This window comes from Actinacidiphila epipremni, from assembly GCF_012034175.1.
Lineage (GTDB): Bacteria > Actinomycetota > Actinomycetes > Streptomycetales > Streptomycetaceae > Actinacidiphila > Actinacidiphila epipremni.
On sequence record NZ_JAATEJ010000040.1, the window covers coordinates 21,751 to 37,985 of the forward strand.

General features: G+C 75.2%; 14 protein-coding genes. 2 read left to right on the forward strand and 12 right to left on the reverse strand.

Translation table 11 applies throughout. The features are described from left to right. Positions 1-3: 3 nt before the first annotated feature. The 8 genes from HCN08_RS32625 to HCN08_RS32655 are packed head-to-tail and all read right to left on the reverse strand — an operon-like array spanning position 4 to position 6,860. The gene (locus HCN08_RS32625) at positions 4-576 is read right to left on the reverse strand and encodes a hydrogenase maturation protease (RefSeq protein ID WP_167986937.1); all 573 of its coding nucleotides are present in this window, start codon (positions 574-576) and stop codon (positions 4-6) included. After that, positions 573-1,970, reverse strand: a complete 1,398-nt coding sequence (locus HCN08_RS32630) for a hypothetical protein (RefSeq protein WP_167986938.1) — start codon at positions 1,968-1,970, stop codon at positions 573-575. The genes HCN08_RS32625 and HCN08_RS32630 overlap by 4 nt, the downstream gene beginning before the upstream one ends. Further along, entirely contained in the window at positions 1,967-2,635 is a 669-nt protein-coding gene (locus tag HCN08_RS32635; protein WP_167986939.1) for a DUF6084 family protein, read from the reverse strand. The genes HCN08_RS32630 and HCN08_RS32635 overlap by 4 nt, the downstream gene beginning before the upstream one ends. Continuing rightward, on the reverse strand, positions 2,632-3,282 hold the full coding sequence (locus HCN08_RS32640; RefSeq protein WP_167986940.1) for a DUF5947 family protein: 651 nt from the start codon (positions 3,280-3,282) through the stop codon (positions 2,632-2,634). The genes HCN08_RS32635 and HCN08_RS32640 overlap by 4 nt, the downstream gene beginning before the upstream one ends. Continuing rightward, on the reverse strand, positions 3,279-3,854 hold the full coding sequence (locus tag HCN08_RS32645; RefSeq protein WP_240970667.1) for a hypothetical protein: 576 nt from the start codon (positions 3,852-3,854) through the stop codon (positions 3,279-3,281). The genes HCN08_RS32640 and HCN08_RS32645 overlap by 4 nt, the downstream gene beginning before the upstream one ends. Then, complete coding sequence (locus HCN08_RS32650) at positions 3,851-5,638, reverse strand: nickel-dependent hydrogenase large subunit (RefSeq protein ID WP_167986941.1); 1,788 nt, start codon at positions 5,636-5,638, stop codon at positions 3,851-3,853. The genes HCN08_RS32645 and HCN08_RS32650 overlap by 4 nt, the downstream gene beginning before the upstream one ends. Before the next feature lie 29 nt (positions 5,639-5,667). Beyond that, positions 5,668-5,790: a hypothetical protein gene (locus tag HCN08_RS36320; protein ID WP_265738303.1), complete on the reverse strand. Its 123-nt coding sequence runs from the start codon at positions 5,788-5,790 to the stop codon at positions 5,668-5,670. Beyond that, a complete protein-coding gene (locus tag HCN08_RS32655; protein ID WP_167986942.1) occupies positions 5,787-6,860 on the reverse strand; it encodes an NADH-quinone oxidoreductase subunit B family protein in 1,074 nt (357 codons plus the stop codon). The genes HCN08_RS36320 and HCN08_RS32655 overlap by 4 nt, the downstream gene beginning before the upstream one ends. A 312-nt stretch (positions 6,861-7,172) precedes the next feature. Here HCN08_RS32655 and HCN08_RS32660 point away from each other — a divergent pair, with 312 nt between their 5' ends. Then, a complete protein-coding gene (locus HCN08_RS32660) occupies positions 7,173-7,727 on the forward strand; it encodes an SRPBCC domain-containing protein (RefSeq protein ID WP_167986943.1) in 555 nt (184 codons plus the stop codon). 82 nt (positions 7,728-7,809) lie between these two features. Here HCN08_RS32660 and HCN08_RS32665 read toward each other — a convergent pair whose 3' ends face one another. The 4 genes from HCN08_RS32665 to HCN08_RS32680 all read right to left on the reverse strand — a co-directional run bounded on the left by HCN08_RS32665 (position 7,810) and on the right by HCN08_RS32680 (position 15,217). Next, the gene (locus HCN08_RS32665; protein WP_167986944.1) at positions 7,810-8,163 is read right to left on the reverse strand and encodes an STAS domain-containing protein; all 354 of its coding nucleotides are present in this window, start codon (positions 8,161-8,163) and stop codon (positions 7,810-7,812) included. Continuing rightward, positions 8,160-12,398, reverse strand: a complete 4,239-nt coding sequence (locus HCN08_RS32670; RefSeq protein WP_407648924.1) for a SpoIIE family protein phosphatase — start codon at positions 12,396-12,398, stop codon at positions 8,160-8,162. Before HCN08_RS32670 ends, HCN08_RS32665 begins: the two co-directional genes overlap by 4 nt. Before the next feature lie 348 nt (positions 12,399-12,746). After that, on the reverse strand, positions 12,747-13,769 hold the full coding sequence (locus HCN08_RS32675; RefSeq protein WP_167986945.1) for a cytochrome d ubiquinol oxidase subunit II: 1,023 nt from the start codon (positions 13,767-13,769) through the stop codon (positions 12,747-12,749). Then, positions 13,766-15,217 carry a cytochrome ubiquinol oxidase subunit I gene (locus tag HCN08_RS32680; RefSeq protein ID WP_322974819.1) on the reverse strand — a complete coding sequence of 484 codons (1,452 nt, stop codon included), beginning with the start codon at positions 15,215-15,217 and terminating at the stop codon, positions 13,766-13,768. The genes HCN08_RS32675 and HCN08_RS32680 overlap by 4 nt, the downstream gene beginning before the upstream one ends. A gap of 217 nt (positions 15,218-15,434) precedes the next feature. Between HCN08_RS32680 and HCN08_RS32685 the strand changes: the two genes are divergently transcribed. Beyond that, positions 15,435-16,181 carry an SDR family oxidoreductase gene (locus HCN08_RS32685; RefSeq protein WP_167986946.1) on the forward strand — a complete coding sequence of 249 codons (747 nt, stop codon included), beginning with the start codon at positions 15,435-15,437 and terminating at the stop codon, positions 16,179-16,181. Positions 16,182-16,235 lie beyond the last annotated feature (54 nt).

The window sequence follows — 16,235 nt, forward strand, 5'->3', positions numbered from 1 at the left end:
GGCTTACGTGTTCCTCTCGTGTGCGACCGCTGCCGCGGCCGGTTCGTCCGCGCCGACCAGGTCGCGCACCAGCCCGACCGCCGCCGGCACCGCCGCCCGCACCTGCGGGCTCAGGCCCATGGCCTCGGTCACCGAGGCCGGCTCGCAGCCCACGACCGTCACCCGGCGCGGGGGAGTGCCGCCGGTGCCCGCGCACAGCGTGCCCAGCAGCGCCAGCACCGCGTCCGGCGTCATCCGGTGCCCGTCCAGGACCGCGTCGGGGCTCTCGATCGCCCCGCACTCCCCGGCGTCCAGGACGTACAGCGTCCCGGGCGCACCGCCCCGCGCGGTCGCGTCGACCAGCACGAAGGTGTCGTAGCCCTCCAGCAGCCGGTACGCCAGGTCCACGCCGCGCACCCCGGAGTCCAGCACCTCGACCCCGGCGGGCAGCCCGCCGGCCGCGGACAGCTGCCGTACGGTCTCCACGCCGAAGCCGTCGTCGCCGAGGAAGATGTTGCCGACCCCCGCCACCAGCGTCCGCCCGCGCGCTTCCGGTCCCGCGGACCGCGCGCCCGCGGCGGGCCCGGCCGCGTTCACGCGTCCTCCAGCGGGCTGACCTCGTCGGGCTGGAAGTACAGGAACCGGCCCTGCTCGCGCCGGATGTCGGCGCCCGGGTCGCCGTCGACGGTGACGGCCAGGTGCACCCCGCCGTCCACGTCGTGCAGCACTGCCTCGACCAGCGCGCTGCGCCCGTGCAGGAAGAGGTCCTGCGCGTCGGTGCGGCGCAGCCCCGGCCGCAGCACCACCCGGCAGCCCGCGCCGACCTGCCGGCCGTCGACGACGACCCGGTCGGTTTCCGGGTCGACCGTGCGGTCGCCGCCCGGGTCCCACCACGGCGTGCCGGGCTCCGGCAGCAGGTCCACGTCACCGGCCGGCGTGTCCGGCCCGGTGACCTCGCGCAGCGACCGCACCGCGCCGTGCAGCCGGTCCAGCACCTCGGGCGGCATCGAGTCGGCCAGGTCGATCACGGCGGCGGCCCGCGGGTCGGTGCCGCGCGCCTCCCGCTTCTCCTGCTCGGTCAGCGTCGCGGTGCGCAGCGCCAGGATCTCGTCGATCTCCAGGGCGTCGTAGAGCGCGCACGGGCTCTCCGGGGCGATCGCCGGATGGTCCTCCAGGATGATCGGCGACGCCAGCACCACGTCCGCGCCGCCCCCGCAGCCGGCCAGCACCGGCCAGGAGTGGACGTTCTCGCACTCCTGCACCGCCGCCTTCGCCCACTGCGGCGGATCGGTCTGCGACAGGAAGCGCCCGGCGTCCAGCCCCAGCATCAGATGCGCCGAGATCAGCGACCGCGGCAGCGCCGCCGCCCGCCCGGCCCCGCCCTCGACCGGCGGATCCGGCGCCCAGTCCGCGGTGTTGTCCACCACGGCGGTGAGCCGCCGGACCGCGTACGGCCCCGGCAGCTCCACCGCCGACAGCACGATCCGCCCGCGCAGCTCCTCGCGGGTGTGCACCAGCCGGCCCACCAGCCGCCCGCCGTCGTGCACGTCCTCGCTCTGCGTGCTCCCGGCGACGGTGAACGGCACAACGTGCCCGCCCTCCAGCTCCGCCACCGGCACCTCGACCTCGACCCGCTCCTCCACGCCCTCGTCCCAGGGCGTGAGCACCCGGTCGGCCAGCTCCAGCGCCTCGACGTCCGCGAAGCCCCCGCCGGGCAGGGCCTGCTGCACACTGCGCCGCCGGGCGTGCAGGAAGCGCAGCTCGGCGAAGAGCCGGGCACCGCGCCGCGGCTCCATCAGGACCTCGGTGCGCTGGAAGGCCGGCTCCCCGCTGCCCTCGCCCCACCGCGGCGGCACCAGCACGCCGAACTGCCACCGCAGCCGGTTCTTCGCCGCCGACGCCCGGTACGGATAGAGCACGTACCCCTCGAAGAGCACCGCGTCCGCCACCGCCCGCGCCGCCTCGAACCGCCCGGCCGCCCGCGCCGTCACGACACCGCCCCTTCCCGTACCTGCTCCGCCGCGGCGCCGCCGGCCCCGGCCAGCAGCGCCTCCACGGTGGCCTCCCACGACGGCAGCGCCCGCCGCGAGCGGTAGGCCAGCAGCGCGTCCATCGCCGACCGCGGCAGCCGCAGCCAGCCGCAGCCCGGGAAGTGCTGCTCGACCATCTCCCGCCACACCGCGACCGGCATCGGGTACGCCGCCTCCCGGTCCCACGGCACCGGCTCCACCCGGTAACCGCCCGGCCCGGTGAAGGCCGTGCCCGAGAAGAGCAGCCGCAGCGGCACCTCACCGCCCTCCAGCGCGTCGAAGTAGCGCGTCGCGGCCACGTCCAGGTCGTACGTGCACGGCACCGGCAGGTCCACCTCCGTGCTGCCGGTGAAGCCGGGCACCATCACCGACACGTGCGCGAACTGCAGCGGCAGCAGCGTGCCGCCCCAGCGCGACCGCTCACCGAACAGGTCGGCGAGCCCGGCCGCCTCCGCCTCGCCGTAGCCGCGGCGGGCCGGCTCGATGCGCAACTGGCAGCGCAGCGCCATGGCGTGCACCCGGGTGTCCTGCTCGGCGGTGGCCACCCGCAGCCGGAAGACCAGTGTCGGCCCGGCCGCGTACCGGTCGGCGCGCACCCCGGTGCACGCGAAGGAGAAGCCCGTCACGTCGTCCCGTCCTCCCGCAGCGGCCTGGCGCGCCGGGCCACGGCGGCGAAGAAGTCCTCCAGCGCCGCCCGGGCCTGCGCCCCGCCGTCGAAGCCCTGCCACAGCATCCGCATCCGCCCGACCAGCTCGTAGCACACGTCGATCGGCACCAGGTAGCACGCGCAGCCCCGGTCGCCCCGGCGCAGCAGCAGCGCCTCGACGTCCGGCTCCAGCAGCCCCGCGAGCCGGGTGCGGTCCAGCACCTGCTGCCACAGCGCCGGGTCCAGCTCGCTCTCCGTCGCGCCCGCCGGGCTCGGGTAGAGCGCGACGAAGCGGTCCAGGGCGGCGTTGCGGAAGAAGAACACCACCCCGACCGGGATCTGCAGCAGCTCCCACGCCCCGTCGTCCACCCGGTGCCGCGGATCGGTCAGCCAGCGGTCGGGCACGGTACGGAACCGGCCGCGCGCCGAGCCCGGGTTCTCGAACAGCATCGCGCACGCCAGGCACGCGCACGCCAGCACCCGCCGCTCGGTGTCGACCAGGTGCCGGTGCCGCCCACCGGCGACCTCGGCGTCGCACAGCTCGCACCGCTCCTCCCGCGATGCCGGCGCGGCGAAGCGCCGCAGCCCCGTCGCCGCCGGGCCCGCGGCGCGCCGGCCCACCGTCATGACGGGCCCGCCGCACCGGGCCGCGGCCCGATCTGCAGCAGCACCGGCCCACCCGAGGCCGGCTCCAGCTCCACCCGGGTCACCTCCGCGGCGAAGCACGCCAGCGCGTCCTCCACCGCCTGCCGCGACGCCTCCGTGCCGCCCCCGCAGCCGCAGCCGCCGGTGGCGGCCGTCCGCAGCCGCAGCACCCCGGTGGCCGCGTCGAAGCCCACCAGCTCCACCGGGCCACCCGGCAGGGCGCGCAGCGCCCGGGCGATCCTGGCCTCGATGCCCTCGGGGTGCAGGTCGTGCAGCACCAGCATCCCCGACACCAGCTCGTCGTCCAGCAGCCGCTCCACCGCCTGCCGCCCGCCCTGCCCGGCCAGCGCCAGCACCCGCGACAGACCGGCGCCGTAGAACTCCATCAGCGCCCGCACCAGCTCCTCCGCGGCCCGGCACGCCGCCCGGTCGCCGGTCTGCGCGAGCCGGTCCAGGACCGCCTCGACCCGCCGCCCGGCCGCCTCGGCGTCCGGGACCTCCGGCGCGCCCTTCCCCACCCGCGGCGCGCCCTCGCGTACCTGGGCCGCGGTCATCCGCCCATCCCGCTCAGGCCCGTCGGCACGTGCAGCGTCTGCACCGTGCGCCCGCCGCCGACGTACATGTGCACCCCGCACGGCAGGCACGGGTCGAAGCTGCGCACCGCCCGCATGATGTCGATGCCCTTGAAGTTCTCCGGGGAGTTCTCCTCGAAGATCGGGGTGTTCTGCACCGCGTCCTCGTACGGCCCGGGCGTGCCGAAGCTGTCGCGGGTGCTGGCGTTCCACGGGGTCGGCGGGTACGGGTGGTAGTTGGCGATCTTGCCGTCGCGGATCACCATGTGGTGGGAGAGCACACCGCGCACCGCCTCGGTGAAGCCGACCCCCAGGCCCTCGTCGGGCACCTCGAACTTCTCCCACGTCTGCGTGCGCCCGGCCCGCACCTCGGCCAGCCCCTGCTCGGCGAAGTGCAGCGCCGCCGCTGCCGCGTACGCCTGGAAGTACGTGCGGGCGCGGTTGCGCTCCAGCGCGTTGCTCCACTGCGGGATCTTCCACTCGAAGGTGGTCTCCGGCTTGGTCATCGTCCGCGGCAGGTTGATCACCACGCTGTGGCCGGTGGCCTTGACGTAGCCGATGTCGACCAGCCCCGACAGCGCCGTCGACCACAGCCGGGCGATCGGGCCGCCGCCGGTGTCCAGCGCCAGGTGGTCCTTGCCGTCGAACCAGCGCGGCGACATCACCCAGCTGTAGTTGCCGTCGAAGTCCCGCTTCTGCGGCGCGGGGATGGTGTGCTGGTTCCACGGGTGCCGCTCGTCGACCGGATTGCCGAGCGGGTCGTGCGTGACGAACTTCTCCCGGCCCTCCCAGTCCTGGTAGTACGAGCTGCCCAGCAGGATGCGGATGCCGAGGTTGATCTCGGTCAGGTCGTTGGTGACCAGCTTGCCGTCCACCACGATGCCCGGGGTGACGAACATCCGCTTGCCCCAGTCAGACATGTTGCGGTATGTGAAGTCGCAGTGCTCCGGGTCGTTGAGCGCGCCCCAGCAGCCCAGCAGCACCCGCCGCCGGCCGACCTCCTCGTAACCGGGCAGCGCCTCGTAGAAGAAGTCGAACAGGTCGTCGTGCAGCGGCACCACGCGCTTCATGAACTCCACGTACCGCATCAGCCGGCTGAGGTAGTCGGTGAACAGCTGCACCGACGCGACCGTGCCCGTACCGCCCGGGTAGAGCGTCGAGGGGTGCACATGCCGCCCCTCCATCAGGCAGAACATCTCCCGCGTGTAGCGGCTGACCTGCAGCGCCTCGCGGTAGAACGCGCCCTCCAGCGGGTTGAGCGAGCGCATGATGTCGGCGATGGTGCGGAAGCCGTGGTCGGCGGCGTGCGGCGCCTCGGTGCGCTCGGCCAGCTCCAGCACGCCCGGGTTGGTCTCCCGGACCATCCGCTCGCAGTAGTCGACCCCGACCAGGTTCTCCTGGAAGATGTTGTGGTCGAACATGTACTCGGCGGCCTCGCCGAGGTTGATGATCCACTCGCCCAGGTGCGGCGGCTTGACGCCGTAGGCCATGTTCTGGGCGTAGACCGAGCAGGTGGCGTGGTTGTCGCCGCAGATGCCGCAGATGCGGCTGGTGATGAAGTGCGCGTCACGCGGGTCCTTGCCGCGCATGAAGACGCTGTAGCCGCGGAAGACCGACGAGGTGCTGTAGCACTCCGCGACCTTCTTCTGCTTGAAGTCGATCTTCGTGTGGATGCCCAGGCTGCCCACGATCCGGGTGATCGGGTCCCAGGACATCTCCACCAGGCCGCTGCCGTCCCCGGCCGCCTTCTTCGTCGGTGTCGCCATCGTCTCGTGCCGTGCCCTTCGGTGGAACGTCAGTGAATGCGGACGGGGATGCGGGTGGTGGTGCGGGCGCCGATCCGGGCGCTGAGCCGGGTGGTGGCGCCGGCGGTGGTACGGGCGGGCCGCCGGCGGCCACCGCTCCCGGCGGCGCTCACCACGGCGGCCGGTAGCCGGTGGTGAGCTTCTCGCGCGGGCCGCGCCACTTCGGCTCGGCGTCCACGGTGTGCAGCGTGACCGCCCGCAGCCGGCGGATCAGATGCCCGTACGTGCCGCTCGCGGCGACCGACAGCGTCGCGCCGGGCGGCTCGTCCATGAACGGCATGAACTTGTCCGGGAAGCCCGGCATCGTGCACGCGATGCAGATGCCGCCGACGTTCGGGCAGCCGCCGATGCCGTTCATCCAGCCCCGCTTGGGCACGTTGCACTTGACCACCGGGCCCCAGCAGCCCAGCTTCACCAGGCACTGCGGGCTGTCGTACACGGCGGCGAACTGCCCCTGCTCGTAGTAGCCGGCCCGGTCGCAGCCCTCGTGGACCGTCGCGCCGAACAGCCAGCTGGGGCGCAGCTGCTCGTCCAGCGGGATCATCGGCGCCTGGCCCGCGGCCTGGTGCAGCAGGTAGACCAGCGTCTCGGCGAAGTTGTCGGGCTGGATCGGGCAGCCCGGCACGCACACCAGCGGGATGCCGGCCCGGGACTTCCAGTCCCAGCCCAGGTAGTCCGGCACGCCCATGGCGCCGGTCGGATTGCCCTCCATCGCGTGGATGCCGCCGTACGCCGCGCAGGTGCCGATCGCGACGACCGCGAGCGCCTTGGGCGCCAGCCGGTCGATCCACTCGCTGGTGGTGATCGGCTGCCCGGTCTGCGGGTCGTCGCCGAAACCGCACCAGTAGCCCTCGGGCTTGATCGCCTCGTTGGGGATCGAGCCCTCGATCACCAGCACGAACGGGTCGATCTCGCCCCGCTCGCCCTTGAAGAACCACTCGATGAACGTGTCCGCGCCCTGCACCGGACCGCACTCGAAGTCGATCAGCGGCCAGTGCACCTCGACCTTCGGCAGGCCCGGCAGCACGCTGAGCGCGATCTCCTCGATGCTCGGCTGCGTCGCCGCGGTCAGCGACACCGAGTCGCCGTCGCAGCTCAGCCCGGCGTTGATCCACAGCACATGGATCGGCTTGTCCCCCTGGCCCGTGGTGTCGGCCTGCTCGGCCGGTGGCGCGGTCGTCATCGGGATCCTCCTCTGCGCGCGGGGGACGAAACCCGCATGTCAGAACCACTGTTCTGCCGCGCGCCAGCCGGTGCGACATCGGACTGCGCCGTTCCGGTGGCGGCCCCGCCGCAGCGACCGCCACACGCCCTCGCGGGCAAGGCCCGCCCGCGAGGGCGTGCGCACGGCGCCGGGACGACGGGGACGTGCCGACGCCCGCGACGCTACGGCCGCCCCGCCGCGCACCCCGCGCGCCCCGGCCGCCGGGTCACACCAATGCACGCCGCGCTTCCCCCGGCCGGCGGGTACCGGCCGCCGTGCTACGTTGCCGCCATGGACGACGACGACCGCGCCGCGGAACCGGCCGCCGGCGCCGCCGGGGACGACCCGGCGGCACGCGCCCTGCACGGCTCCTTCGTCCTCGCGGTGGACTTCACCGTCCCCCGCGCCCGGGTCTTCCAGGGCTTCGCCGACCCCGGGCTGCGCCGCCGCTGGTTCCGGCTGCCCGGCCCGTCGGCGACCGCCGAGCACGCACTGGACTTCCGGGTCGGCGGCGGCGAGACCTCCCGCAACGTCTTCGTCTCCGGCGACCTGCGCGAACACCTCGCCAACCGCTCGCACTTCCTCGACATCGTCCCCGACACCCGGATCGTGTACGCCTACACCGCCGAGGTCGACGCCGTCCGCACCTGGACGTCCCTGGTGACCGTCGAGCTCGCCGACACCCCCACCGGCTCCCGCCTGACCTGGACCGAGCAGTACGCCTGGCTCACCGCCGCCCCCGACGCCGCCCAGGCCGTCGCCCACCTGCGCGGCGGCACCCGGCTGGTCCTCAACGGCCTGTCCGCCACCGTCGACCCCGCCCCCGCCACCTCCCGCCCGGCCTGACCGGCCGCCCCCGGGCAGGCCTGCCGCGCTTCCCGGCCCGCCGGGACGCCGCGGGTACGCCGCCCGGCGCCGCGGCGGCGGCTCACGCCGGCGGCTCGGCCGCCCACGGCGCCACCACGCCGGTCGGGCCGCCGCCCGTCAGGCCGTACACCGTGGTGAGCTCGGTGATCCCGCTGATCGTCAGCAGCGGCGCCAGCAGCGTGCCCGCCACGATCTCCAGCCGCCCGGCCCGGATCAGCAGCTCGTTCAGGCCCGCGCTGTCGAGGTACTCCACCCCGCGCAGGTCGACCAGCAGCCGCCCGGCGGCGCCGGCGAGCGCCGCGTCGGTGGCCGCGGCGAAGTCCGCGCTGTTGCTCAGGTCCACCTCGCCTGTCGCGACCAGCACGGACACGCCGTCGGCGCGGACGTACGAGGTGAAGGTCAGCGGTGTGGTCATGGGGCGGTCCTGGTGTCCATCGCGACGGTCGTGCCGCCGGCTCCCGGTGTGACGGTGACGTGCTGCATCAGGGCGCGCATGAGCGCCAGCCCGCGGCCCCGGTGCGGCGCGGCCTCCGGCTCCGGGGGCTTCCACCGCCCGGAGTCCGCGACCGACAGGTACAGCCGGTCCGCCCGGGCCTCCGCCCGCAGCCGCACGGTCCCGCCCGGCGCGTCGCGATGGCCGTGCTCCACCGCGTTGGCGCATGCCTCCCCTGCCGCCACCAGGACATTCTGCACCGTCTGCGCCGGCAGCTCGCACCGGTCCAGCCACTCCCGCAGCTGCCTGCGCACGGGCGCGAGCCGGCCCGCCTCGGCGGGGAAGTCCACCTCCAGCGGGGCCGGGCTGCGGTAGAGCAGCAGCGCCACGTCGTCGTCGTAGCCGTCCGGCGGCGCCATCCGCTCCATGACCAGCGCGGCCAGCTCCCGCGTCCCGGTGTGCCGGCCCTCGCGCAGCGTCGCGCCCGCCCGCTCCACGCCCTCCGACAGCGGCCGGCGGCGCCGCTCCACCAGCCCGTCGGTGTAGAGGAGCAGCAGCGCCCGCGCCGGCACCACGTCCTGCGCGTACGGGCGGGTGCCCGACCGCCCGCGTACCGCCAGCGGCGTGGAGCGCCCCTGGTCCAGCAGCCGCGTCGCACCGTCCGGGCCGACCAGCACACCCGGCGGGTGCCCCGCGCTGGAGTACGCCAGCCGCCCGCTGCCGGGGTCCAGGACGCCGCAGAAGACGGTTGTGGACCCCGCGCCCGGCAGGTCGGCCGCGAACCGGTCCAGGGCCAGCAGCACCCGGTCCGGCCGCGGGTCCTGCAGCAGCAGCGCCCGGCAGGCGCTGCGCAACTGGCCCATCACCGCGGCGGCCTGGAGGCCCCGCCCCACGCAGTCCCCGACGACGATGCCGATCCGCCCGTCGGCCAGCGCCACCGTGTCGTACCAGTCGCCGCCCACCTCCAGCGGACGCGCCGCCGGCTCGTAGCGCACCGCGAAACCCGCGGGCAGCGCCGCGGGGCCGAGGATGGCCCGCTGGAGCGCCAGCGCGGTCTCGCGCTGCTGGTCTATCTGGAAGGCGCGGGCGAGCCCCTGCGCCAGGTGCCCGGCCAGCAGCGACAGCAGCGTCCCGTCCCGGTCGGTGAACGGCCGCCCCGCGCCGAGGCCGAGCCACACCGCCATCGGCCCGCGCGGATGCTCCAGGCCCACCCCGACCCCGCCGCGCCCGTCCGCGTACGGCGCGAGGCGCGGCCCGTCGCGCAGCGCCGTGAGGGCCTCGCGCAGCCCGCCGTCCAGCGCGTCCCAGGCGGCGGGCGCACCCCAGGCCGTGACCTGCGGCGGGCCGGCGGCGGGGAAGACCGCCGCGACGCCGCTTCCGGCCCGCCACAGCCCGCACAGCTCCTCCAGCGCGCCGTCCAGCGCCTGCGCGGTGCTGCCCGCCCGCGACAGCCGCAGGCTCAGCGCCGCCACCGCCGACTCGCGCCGCACCGCGTACCGCTCGGCCGTCACATCGCGGAACGTCCCCACCACCATCGACCGCCCGCTGTCCGGGTCGTGCACCCGCGCCAGGCTCGCCGACACCCACAGCCGGTGCCCCTCGCGGTGCCGCACCGGCAGCGTGTGGGTGCCCGCGCCCTGCTCCACGAGAGCGCCGAAGGCGTCGGCCACCTGCCGGTACGCCTCCGGTTCCGCCTCCCGCGCCGGCCACCAGGGCGGCACCGCGGGGTAGGGCAGGTCCTCCGGGCCGAAACCCAGCATCCGGGTGAACGCCGCGTTGACCTCCACGACGGCGCCCTGCCCGTCGCACACGAAGAACGCCTCCTGCATCGCGTCGGTCAGCGCCCTGCGCCACCGCGCGTGGTGGGAGCGCAGCCGGGCCAGCTCCACCGTCGCCCGCACCCTGGCCAGCAGCTCCGCGGCGGAGAACGGCTTGACCAGGTAGTCGTCCGCGCCGGCCTCCAGGCCCTCCACGGACGCCTCCTGGCCCGCCCGCGCCGACAGCATCAGCACCGGCACGCTGGCCGTCCGCGGGGCGGCGCGCAGCGCGGCCACCGTCCGCAGGCCGTCAAGGCGCGGCATCATCACATCGGCGACCAGCAGGTCCGGCGGATCGGCCCGCACCGCCTCCAGCGCCGCCCGCCCGTCGCCGACCGCCCGCACCCGGTGGCCCGCGCCGCGCAGCAGCCGGGTGAGGTAGCCGCGCATGTCGGCGTTGTCGTCGGCCACCACCACGTCGAAGGGCCCGCCGGCCGCCGCCCCCGCCCGCTGCCGCGCGCCCGAGCCGCCCCCGCCCCGGTCGCCGGCGTCCGGTTCCGGTTCCGGCTCCGCTTCCGGCAGCCAGCGCAGCGCCTCCTGCACGAAGGGGTCGGCCACCGCCGTCACCGCCGGCCCGCCGCCCCCCGCCACCAGCGCGTCCGCCGGCAGGTGCGCGTGCCCGTACGGCAGCCGCACGGTGAAGACCGTCCCCTCGCCCTCGCGGCTGTCCGCGGTGATCGTGCCGCCGTGCAGCGCGACCAGCTCCCTGACCAGCGCCAGCCCGATACCGCTGCCCTCGTGGGAGCGCGCGCGGGCGTTCTCCATCCGGTGGAACCGCTCGAACAGCCGCGGGAGCTCGTGCCCGGGCACCCCCACCCCGGTGTCGGCGACCGTCACGACCGCCTGCCCGCGCTCGTCGCGCACCGCGACCCGGATGGTGCCGTCGAAGGTGAACTTCAGCGCGTTGCTCAGCAGGTTCAGCACCACCTTCTCCCACATGCCGCGGTCCAGGTGCACCGGCTGCGCCAGCGGCGGGCAGTCCACCTCGTACGCCAGCCCCGCCCGCTCGACGGCCGAGCGGAACACGCTGGCCAGCTCGGCGGTGAGCGTCGCCAGGTCCGCCGGCTCGTAGCGCGCCTGCATCCGGCCCGCCTCGATACGGGAGAAGTCCAGCAGCGTGTTGACGAGCTTGCCCAGCCGCAGCGCGTTGCGGTGGATCACCTCCAGCTCGCCGCGCACCTCGGGCCCGGCGCCGGCCAGGTGGGCCCGCAGCTCCTCGGCCGGGCCCATGATCAGCGACAGCGGGGTGCGGAACTCATGGCTGACGTTGGAGAAGAACGCGGTCTTCGCGCGGTCCAGCTCCGCCAGCTCCTCGGCCCTGCGCTGCTGCGCCCGGAAGCTGCGGGCGCTGCCGATCCCGGCGGCCAGGTGCCCGGCGACCAGCTCCACGAAGCCGCGGGTGGCGTCGTCCAGCGGGCGGTAGCGGTTGAGCCCGGCGACCAGGAAGCCGTACGGCCCGGCGCCCTGCCGCTGCAGCGGCACGACCAGCGCCCGCGTGGGCGGCAGCGGCCACGCCCCGGCCGGCAGCGCCGCGAACGGCTCGCCGACCAGCTCCACCACCGACGGCTCGCCCGCCGCCGCCTGCCGCGCCGGCCACACCGGGTCCTTCCCCGGCCGCCCGTCGCCGGCCCCGTCCCCGTCCCCGGCTCCCTCCCCGTCCCCGGCCGCCGCCAGCCGCGCGGGCGCCGCGGGATGACCGGCGGGCAGGCCGGTGCGGCCGGCCAGCCGCGCGGTGCCGTCCTCGTCGTAGAGGTACGTGAGCGTGAACGGCAGGTCGTACGGGTTGCGCGTGAGCTGCCGGCCGGCGAACGCCAGCATCTGCTCCTCGGTGCGGGCCACGCTCGGGTCGGACCCCAGGTCGCGCAGCGTGGCCATCCGCCGCTCGCCGATGACCCGCTCGGTGTCCTCGCTGACCACGCACAGCATCCCGACCGCGGTGCCGGCGTCGTCGCGCAGCGGGCTGTAGGAGAACGTGTGGTACGTCTCCTCCGGGTAGCCGGAGCGCTCCAGGAGCAGCAGCAGCGCCTCGTCCCAGGTGGCCTGCCCGGTGCTGAGCACCGTGGTGATGCGCGAGTAGCTGTGCTCCCACACCTCCGTCCACACCTCGCGGGACGGCCGGCCCAGCGCCCACGGATACTTGCGGCCGAGCGTGTCGCGCCGGTAGGCGTCGTTGCAGAAGAACGTCAGCTCGGGCCCGTAGGCCATCCACATCGGGAAGCGCGACGACAGCAGGATGCCGACGGCGGTGCGCAGGCTCTGCGGCCAGGACTCCGGCCGGCCCAGCGGTGTCGCGGCCCAGTCGACCGCCGCGAGGTCCCGGTGGATCTGCCCGTCGCCGGCGAACACCCCGCCGCCGGCCGCGGCCCGCTTCCGGCCCTGCCCGTCGTCCCGTACCGCCACTTCCGACCCTTCGTCCGCGTGCCCTGCTCCGCCGCCGGCCCCCGCACCGCCCGCACCGGCCGGGCCCGTAGGATGCCTCCAGCCCTCTGCTGCCCTCTGACCGGCGGGCAAACGGCGCCGTGCGGAACCAGTGGAAGGCGTGGCGGCGGACAGGCGTCCGGGCGGCGGAAGAACCGTGCGGGACCGGACTTCTCCACCGCCGGCCCGCGCGGCGCCCTCGACGACACGCTCATGACGCCCTCGGCCCGGTCACCGACCTTACCGGCCTGCACGAGCCGTGCTTCTGCCACCCCGCGGCGGACCGGGTGCTCCCGGCCCTCCGGGGCCCGGCAGCCGGGCGGCGCAGCCTCAGCGGGCCTCGCCGGCGCGGGCGTGGTCCGCGCCGATGCTGCCCCGCCCGGCCAGCGCGAACAGCAGGACGATCGACGGCACGATGAGCACCACCGCGACGCAGGCGACCGCGACCACCACGTTCAGGGTGCTGCCGGGGGAGGCCGCCTCGGTCAGGCTCAGATGGGTGCCCAGCAGGAACGGGTACTGCGACACGCCCCAGCCGACGACCACCAGGGCGACCGCCAGCGCGGCGATCTCCCGCAGCAGCCGTGTGCCGCCGCTCCACAGCAGCACGACCGCCGCCGCCCCCGCGACGGCCGCGACCACCACCAGCGGCAGCGCCCGGCCGCTGAGGTGGTCGAAGAGCCGCCGCGCGTCGGCCCGCAGCACGAAGATGCCGCCGATGCTCACGGCGCCCGCCACCAGCCCGGCCGCCAGCGCCCGGCGCCGGAAGTACCCGAAGAGCCCCGAGCGGCCCGAGCGCTGCCGCGCGGCCACCGTCAGGTAGGCGCCCGCCAGGAAGGCGCACACCACGACCGCGAGCGCCCCGCCGAGCACGCTCGTCGGATTGCACCAGGAGGTGACGGCGTCGCCGTAGCCGCGGGTCGGCACCCGCCCCGAGGCGATGCCGCCGGCGACGGCGCCGAAGCAGTACGGCGTCAGCACCGAGGACAGCGCGAACACCGCCCCGTACACACGCCGGTGCGCGGTCGTGAAGGACGCCTTGCGGAAGGCGAACCCGGCGCCGCGCAGCACGATGCCGAGCGCCGCCAGCAGCAGCGGCACGTACAGCGTGGTGGTGATGGCGGCGAAGGCCCGGGGGAAGGCGCTCCACAGCACGACCAGGCAGTAGATCAGCCAGGTGTGGTTGGCCTCCCACACCGGTGCCAGCGAGTCGTCGATGAGCGCCCGGGGCCCGCGGCCCCGCTCGGCGCCGCCCGCGACCAGGTCCCAGAAGCCCGCGCCGAAGTCCGCGCCGCCCAGCAGGCAGTAGGCGACGACGCCGACGAACAGGAACACCGCCACCGTGTCGGTCATCCACGGCCCCCCTCGTCGGACCGCCCGGCCGGCACCGCCTGCCGGCCGCCGCCGGGCGCCGGACCGTACGGCACCGCGACCGCCGTGTCGCCCTCGCTGCCCCACCGGCGCTTCATGACCCGCAGCACCCACAGCGCGCCGCCGCCGACCCCGGCGTAGACGCCGAGGACGACCGCGTACACCGCCCACATGTTCCCGCGGGTGGTCACCGCGTCGCGGGTGAGCAGCTGCCCGACCACGATCCACGGCTGGCGGCCCACCTCGGTGACCACCCAGCCGCTCTCCAGGCACAGCACCGCGATGGCCCCGGCCACCGCCGCCAGCCACATCAGCCAGCGGTTCCGGGCGAAGTCCTGCCGGCGCCGCCAGTACAGCCAGGCGAACCACAGCGCGAGCAGCAGCAGCAGCGTCGCGGTGCCGACCATGACGTCGAACGCCCAGTGCACGATGTTGACCTGGGCCTGCGTCGGCCGCACCGCGGCCGGCACCTCCTCGAAGCCGTGGATCGTGGTCGAGGGGGAGAACCCGGCCAGCAGCGAGGCGAGGTCCGGGACACGCAGCCCGTACTGCGCCCGGCCGTCCACCAGCGCCCCGCCGAGGGTCTCGGGGACGTGGCTGCCGGTGCGCGGCAGCATCTCGATCGCCGCGAACTTCACCGGCTCGTCGTCGTAGACGGCGCGGGCGATGGTGTCGCCGACCAGGATCTGGAAGGGCATGACGACCGCCCCGGTGACGAAGCCGATCAGGAAGCCCAGCCGGTGGTAGCGGTCGTTCCTGCCGCGCAGGATGCCGACCGCGTAGACCCCGGCCACCACGAAGCCGGCGACGATGTAGGCCGCCAGGAACATGTGCAGGAACTCCAGCCAGAAGGCGCCGTTGAAGAACACCTCCCCGGGGCGCACGTCCACCACCCGGCCGCCCCTGACGGTGATACCGCCGGGCTGGTTCATCCAGGAGTTCGCCGCGATGACCGACGCCGCCCCGCCCACGCTGGCCAGCGACACCGGGATGCCCGACCAGAAGTGCGCCCACGGCCGCATCCGGTCCCATCCGTAGATGTAGATGGACACGAAGATCGCTTCGAGGAAGAAGAACAGCCCCTCGATCGCGAAGGGGAACCCGAAGGCGGCGCCGTAGTCGCGCATCAGGCCCGGCCACAGGATCCCCAGCTCGAACGACAGCACCGTCCCGGTGATCGCCCCCACCGCGAAGAGCACCGCCGCCACCTTGGACCACCGCCGGGCCAGCACCAGCGCCTCGGCGTCCCCCTTCCGCAGCCCCCGCCAGTTCGCCACCAGCATCAGCGTGGTCAGCGCGATGCCGAAGGGCACCAGGATGATGTGGAAGCCGAGGGTGAAGGCCATCTGCTGGCGCGCGGGCAGCAGCTGCGCGGGATCGGCCGGAGCGGCCGACAGCAACCCGGCCGCCAGCTCTTTCGCAGTGGTCACTTTTCCCCGTCTCGCAGCTCGCCGGCCGCAGCCGATGGTCCCTGGATTCTAGGTAAACCCCCCATTGGCGGCATATATGACGCGCCGGGACAAAGCGTTGCGGCCGGGGGCGGTGTGACACTGGTCACGGGCCGCAGGCTGTCACGGGGCGCGCGCTCCCGGTGTCCTGATGTCCGCAAGCGCCGACAGGGCGGGGACGACAGGAACGGGAGCAGTCATGAAGATCGCAGTCGCGGGTGGCACCGGCGTCGCCGGGAGGCTCGTGGTGGAGGAGCTGCGGGCGCGCGGCCACGCCCCCGTGCCGCTGTCCCGCCGCGCGGGCGTGGATCTGGTGACCGGGGACGGCCTGGAGGCGGCGCTGGCCGGAGCCGAGGCGGTCGTCGACGCCAGCAACGTCACGGCCATGCGCAAGTCCGTCGCCGTCGGCTTCTTCGACACGGCCGGGCGCAACCTGCTGCGGGCCGCCGAGCACGCCGGCGTGGCGCACCTGGTGACGCTGTCCATCGTCAACGTCGACCGGGTCAGGTACCCGTACTACGCCGGCAAGGTGCGGCAGGAGGAGATCGTGCGCGGCGGGGCGGTGCCGTGGACCATCCTGCGGGCCACGCAGTTCCACGAGTTCGCCGGCCAGATGCTCGCCAACCTCCCCGGCCCCGTCGCCCTGGTGCCCACCGCCCCCGTCCAGCCCGTCGCCGTACGGGAGGTGGCCGCCGCGCTCGCCGACCTCGTCCTGGCCGGGCCGCAGGGCATGGCCCCCGACCTCGCGGGCCCGCGGGAGGAGTCGCTGGTCGACATGGCCCGGCGCGTCATGGCCGCCGGCCTCGCCCGCCGCCGCCCCGTCGTGCCCGTCCGCTTCCCCGGCGGGATGAGCGCCGGCGGCCTGCGCCCGTCCGGGCCCGGCACCCGGGGCACCCAGACGTTCACCGAATGGCTCACGGAGCAGACCGCGGCGACCGCTGCCTGACACCCGCGCCGGACAGCCCCGCCTGACACCTGCGCCGGACAGCCCCGCCCGACG

Excerpts from the sequence above, each read along its gene's own strand:
- HCN08_RS32645 (WP_240970667.1), bottom strand. The coding sequence starts at position 3,854 with ATGACCGCGGCCCAGGTACGCGAGGGCGCGCCGCGGGTGGGGAAGGGC.
- HCN08_RS32660 (WP_167986943.1), top strand. The coding sequence starts at position 7,173 with ATGGACGACGACGACCGCGCCGCGGAACCGGCCGCCGGCGCCGCCGGG.
- HCN08_RS32685 (WP_167986946.1), top strand. The coding sequence starts at position 15,435 with ATGAAGATCGCAGTCGCGGGTGGCACCGGCGTCGCCGGGAGGCTCGTG.
- HCN08_RS32665 (WP_167986944.1), bottom strand. The coding sequence starts at position 8,163 with ATGACCACACCGCTGACCTTCACCTCGTACGTCCGCGCCGACGGCGTG.
- HCN08_RS32655 (WP_167986942.1), bottom strand. The coding sequence starts at position 6,860 with ATGACGACCGCGCCACCGGCCGAGCAGGCCGACACCACGGGCCAGGGG.
- HCN08_RS32650 (WP_167986941.1), bottom strand. The coding sequence starts at position 5,638 with ATGGCGACACCGACGAAGAAGGCGGCCGGGGACGGCAGCGGCCTGGTG.
- HCN08_RS32640 (WP_167986940.1), bottom strand. The coding sequence starts at position 3,282 with ATGACGGTGGGCCGGCGCGCCGCGGGCCCGGCGGCGACGGGGCTGCGG.
- HCN08_RS32675 (WP_167986945.1), bottom strand. The coding sequence starts at position 13,769 with ATGACCGACACGGTGGCGGTGTTCCTGTTCGTCGGCGTCGTCGCCTAC.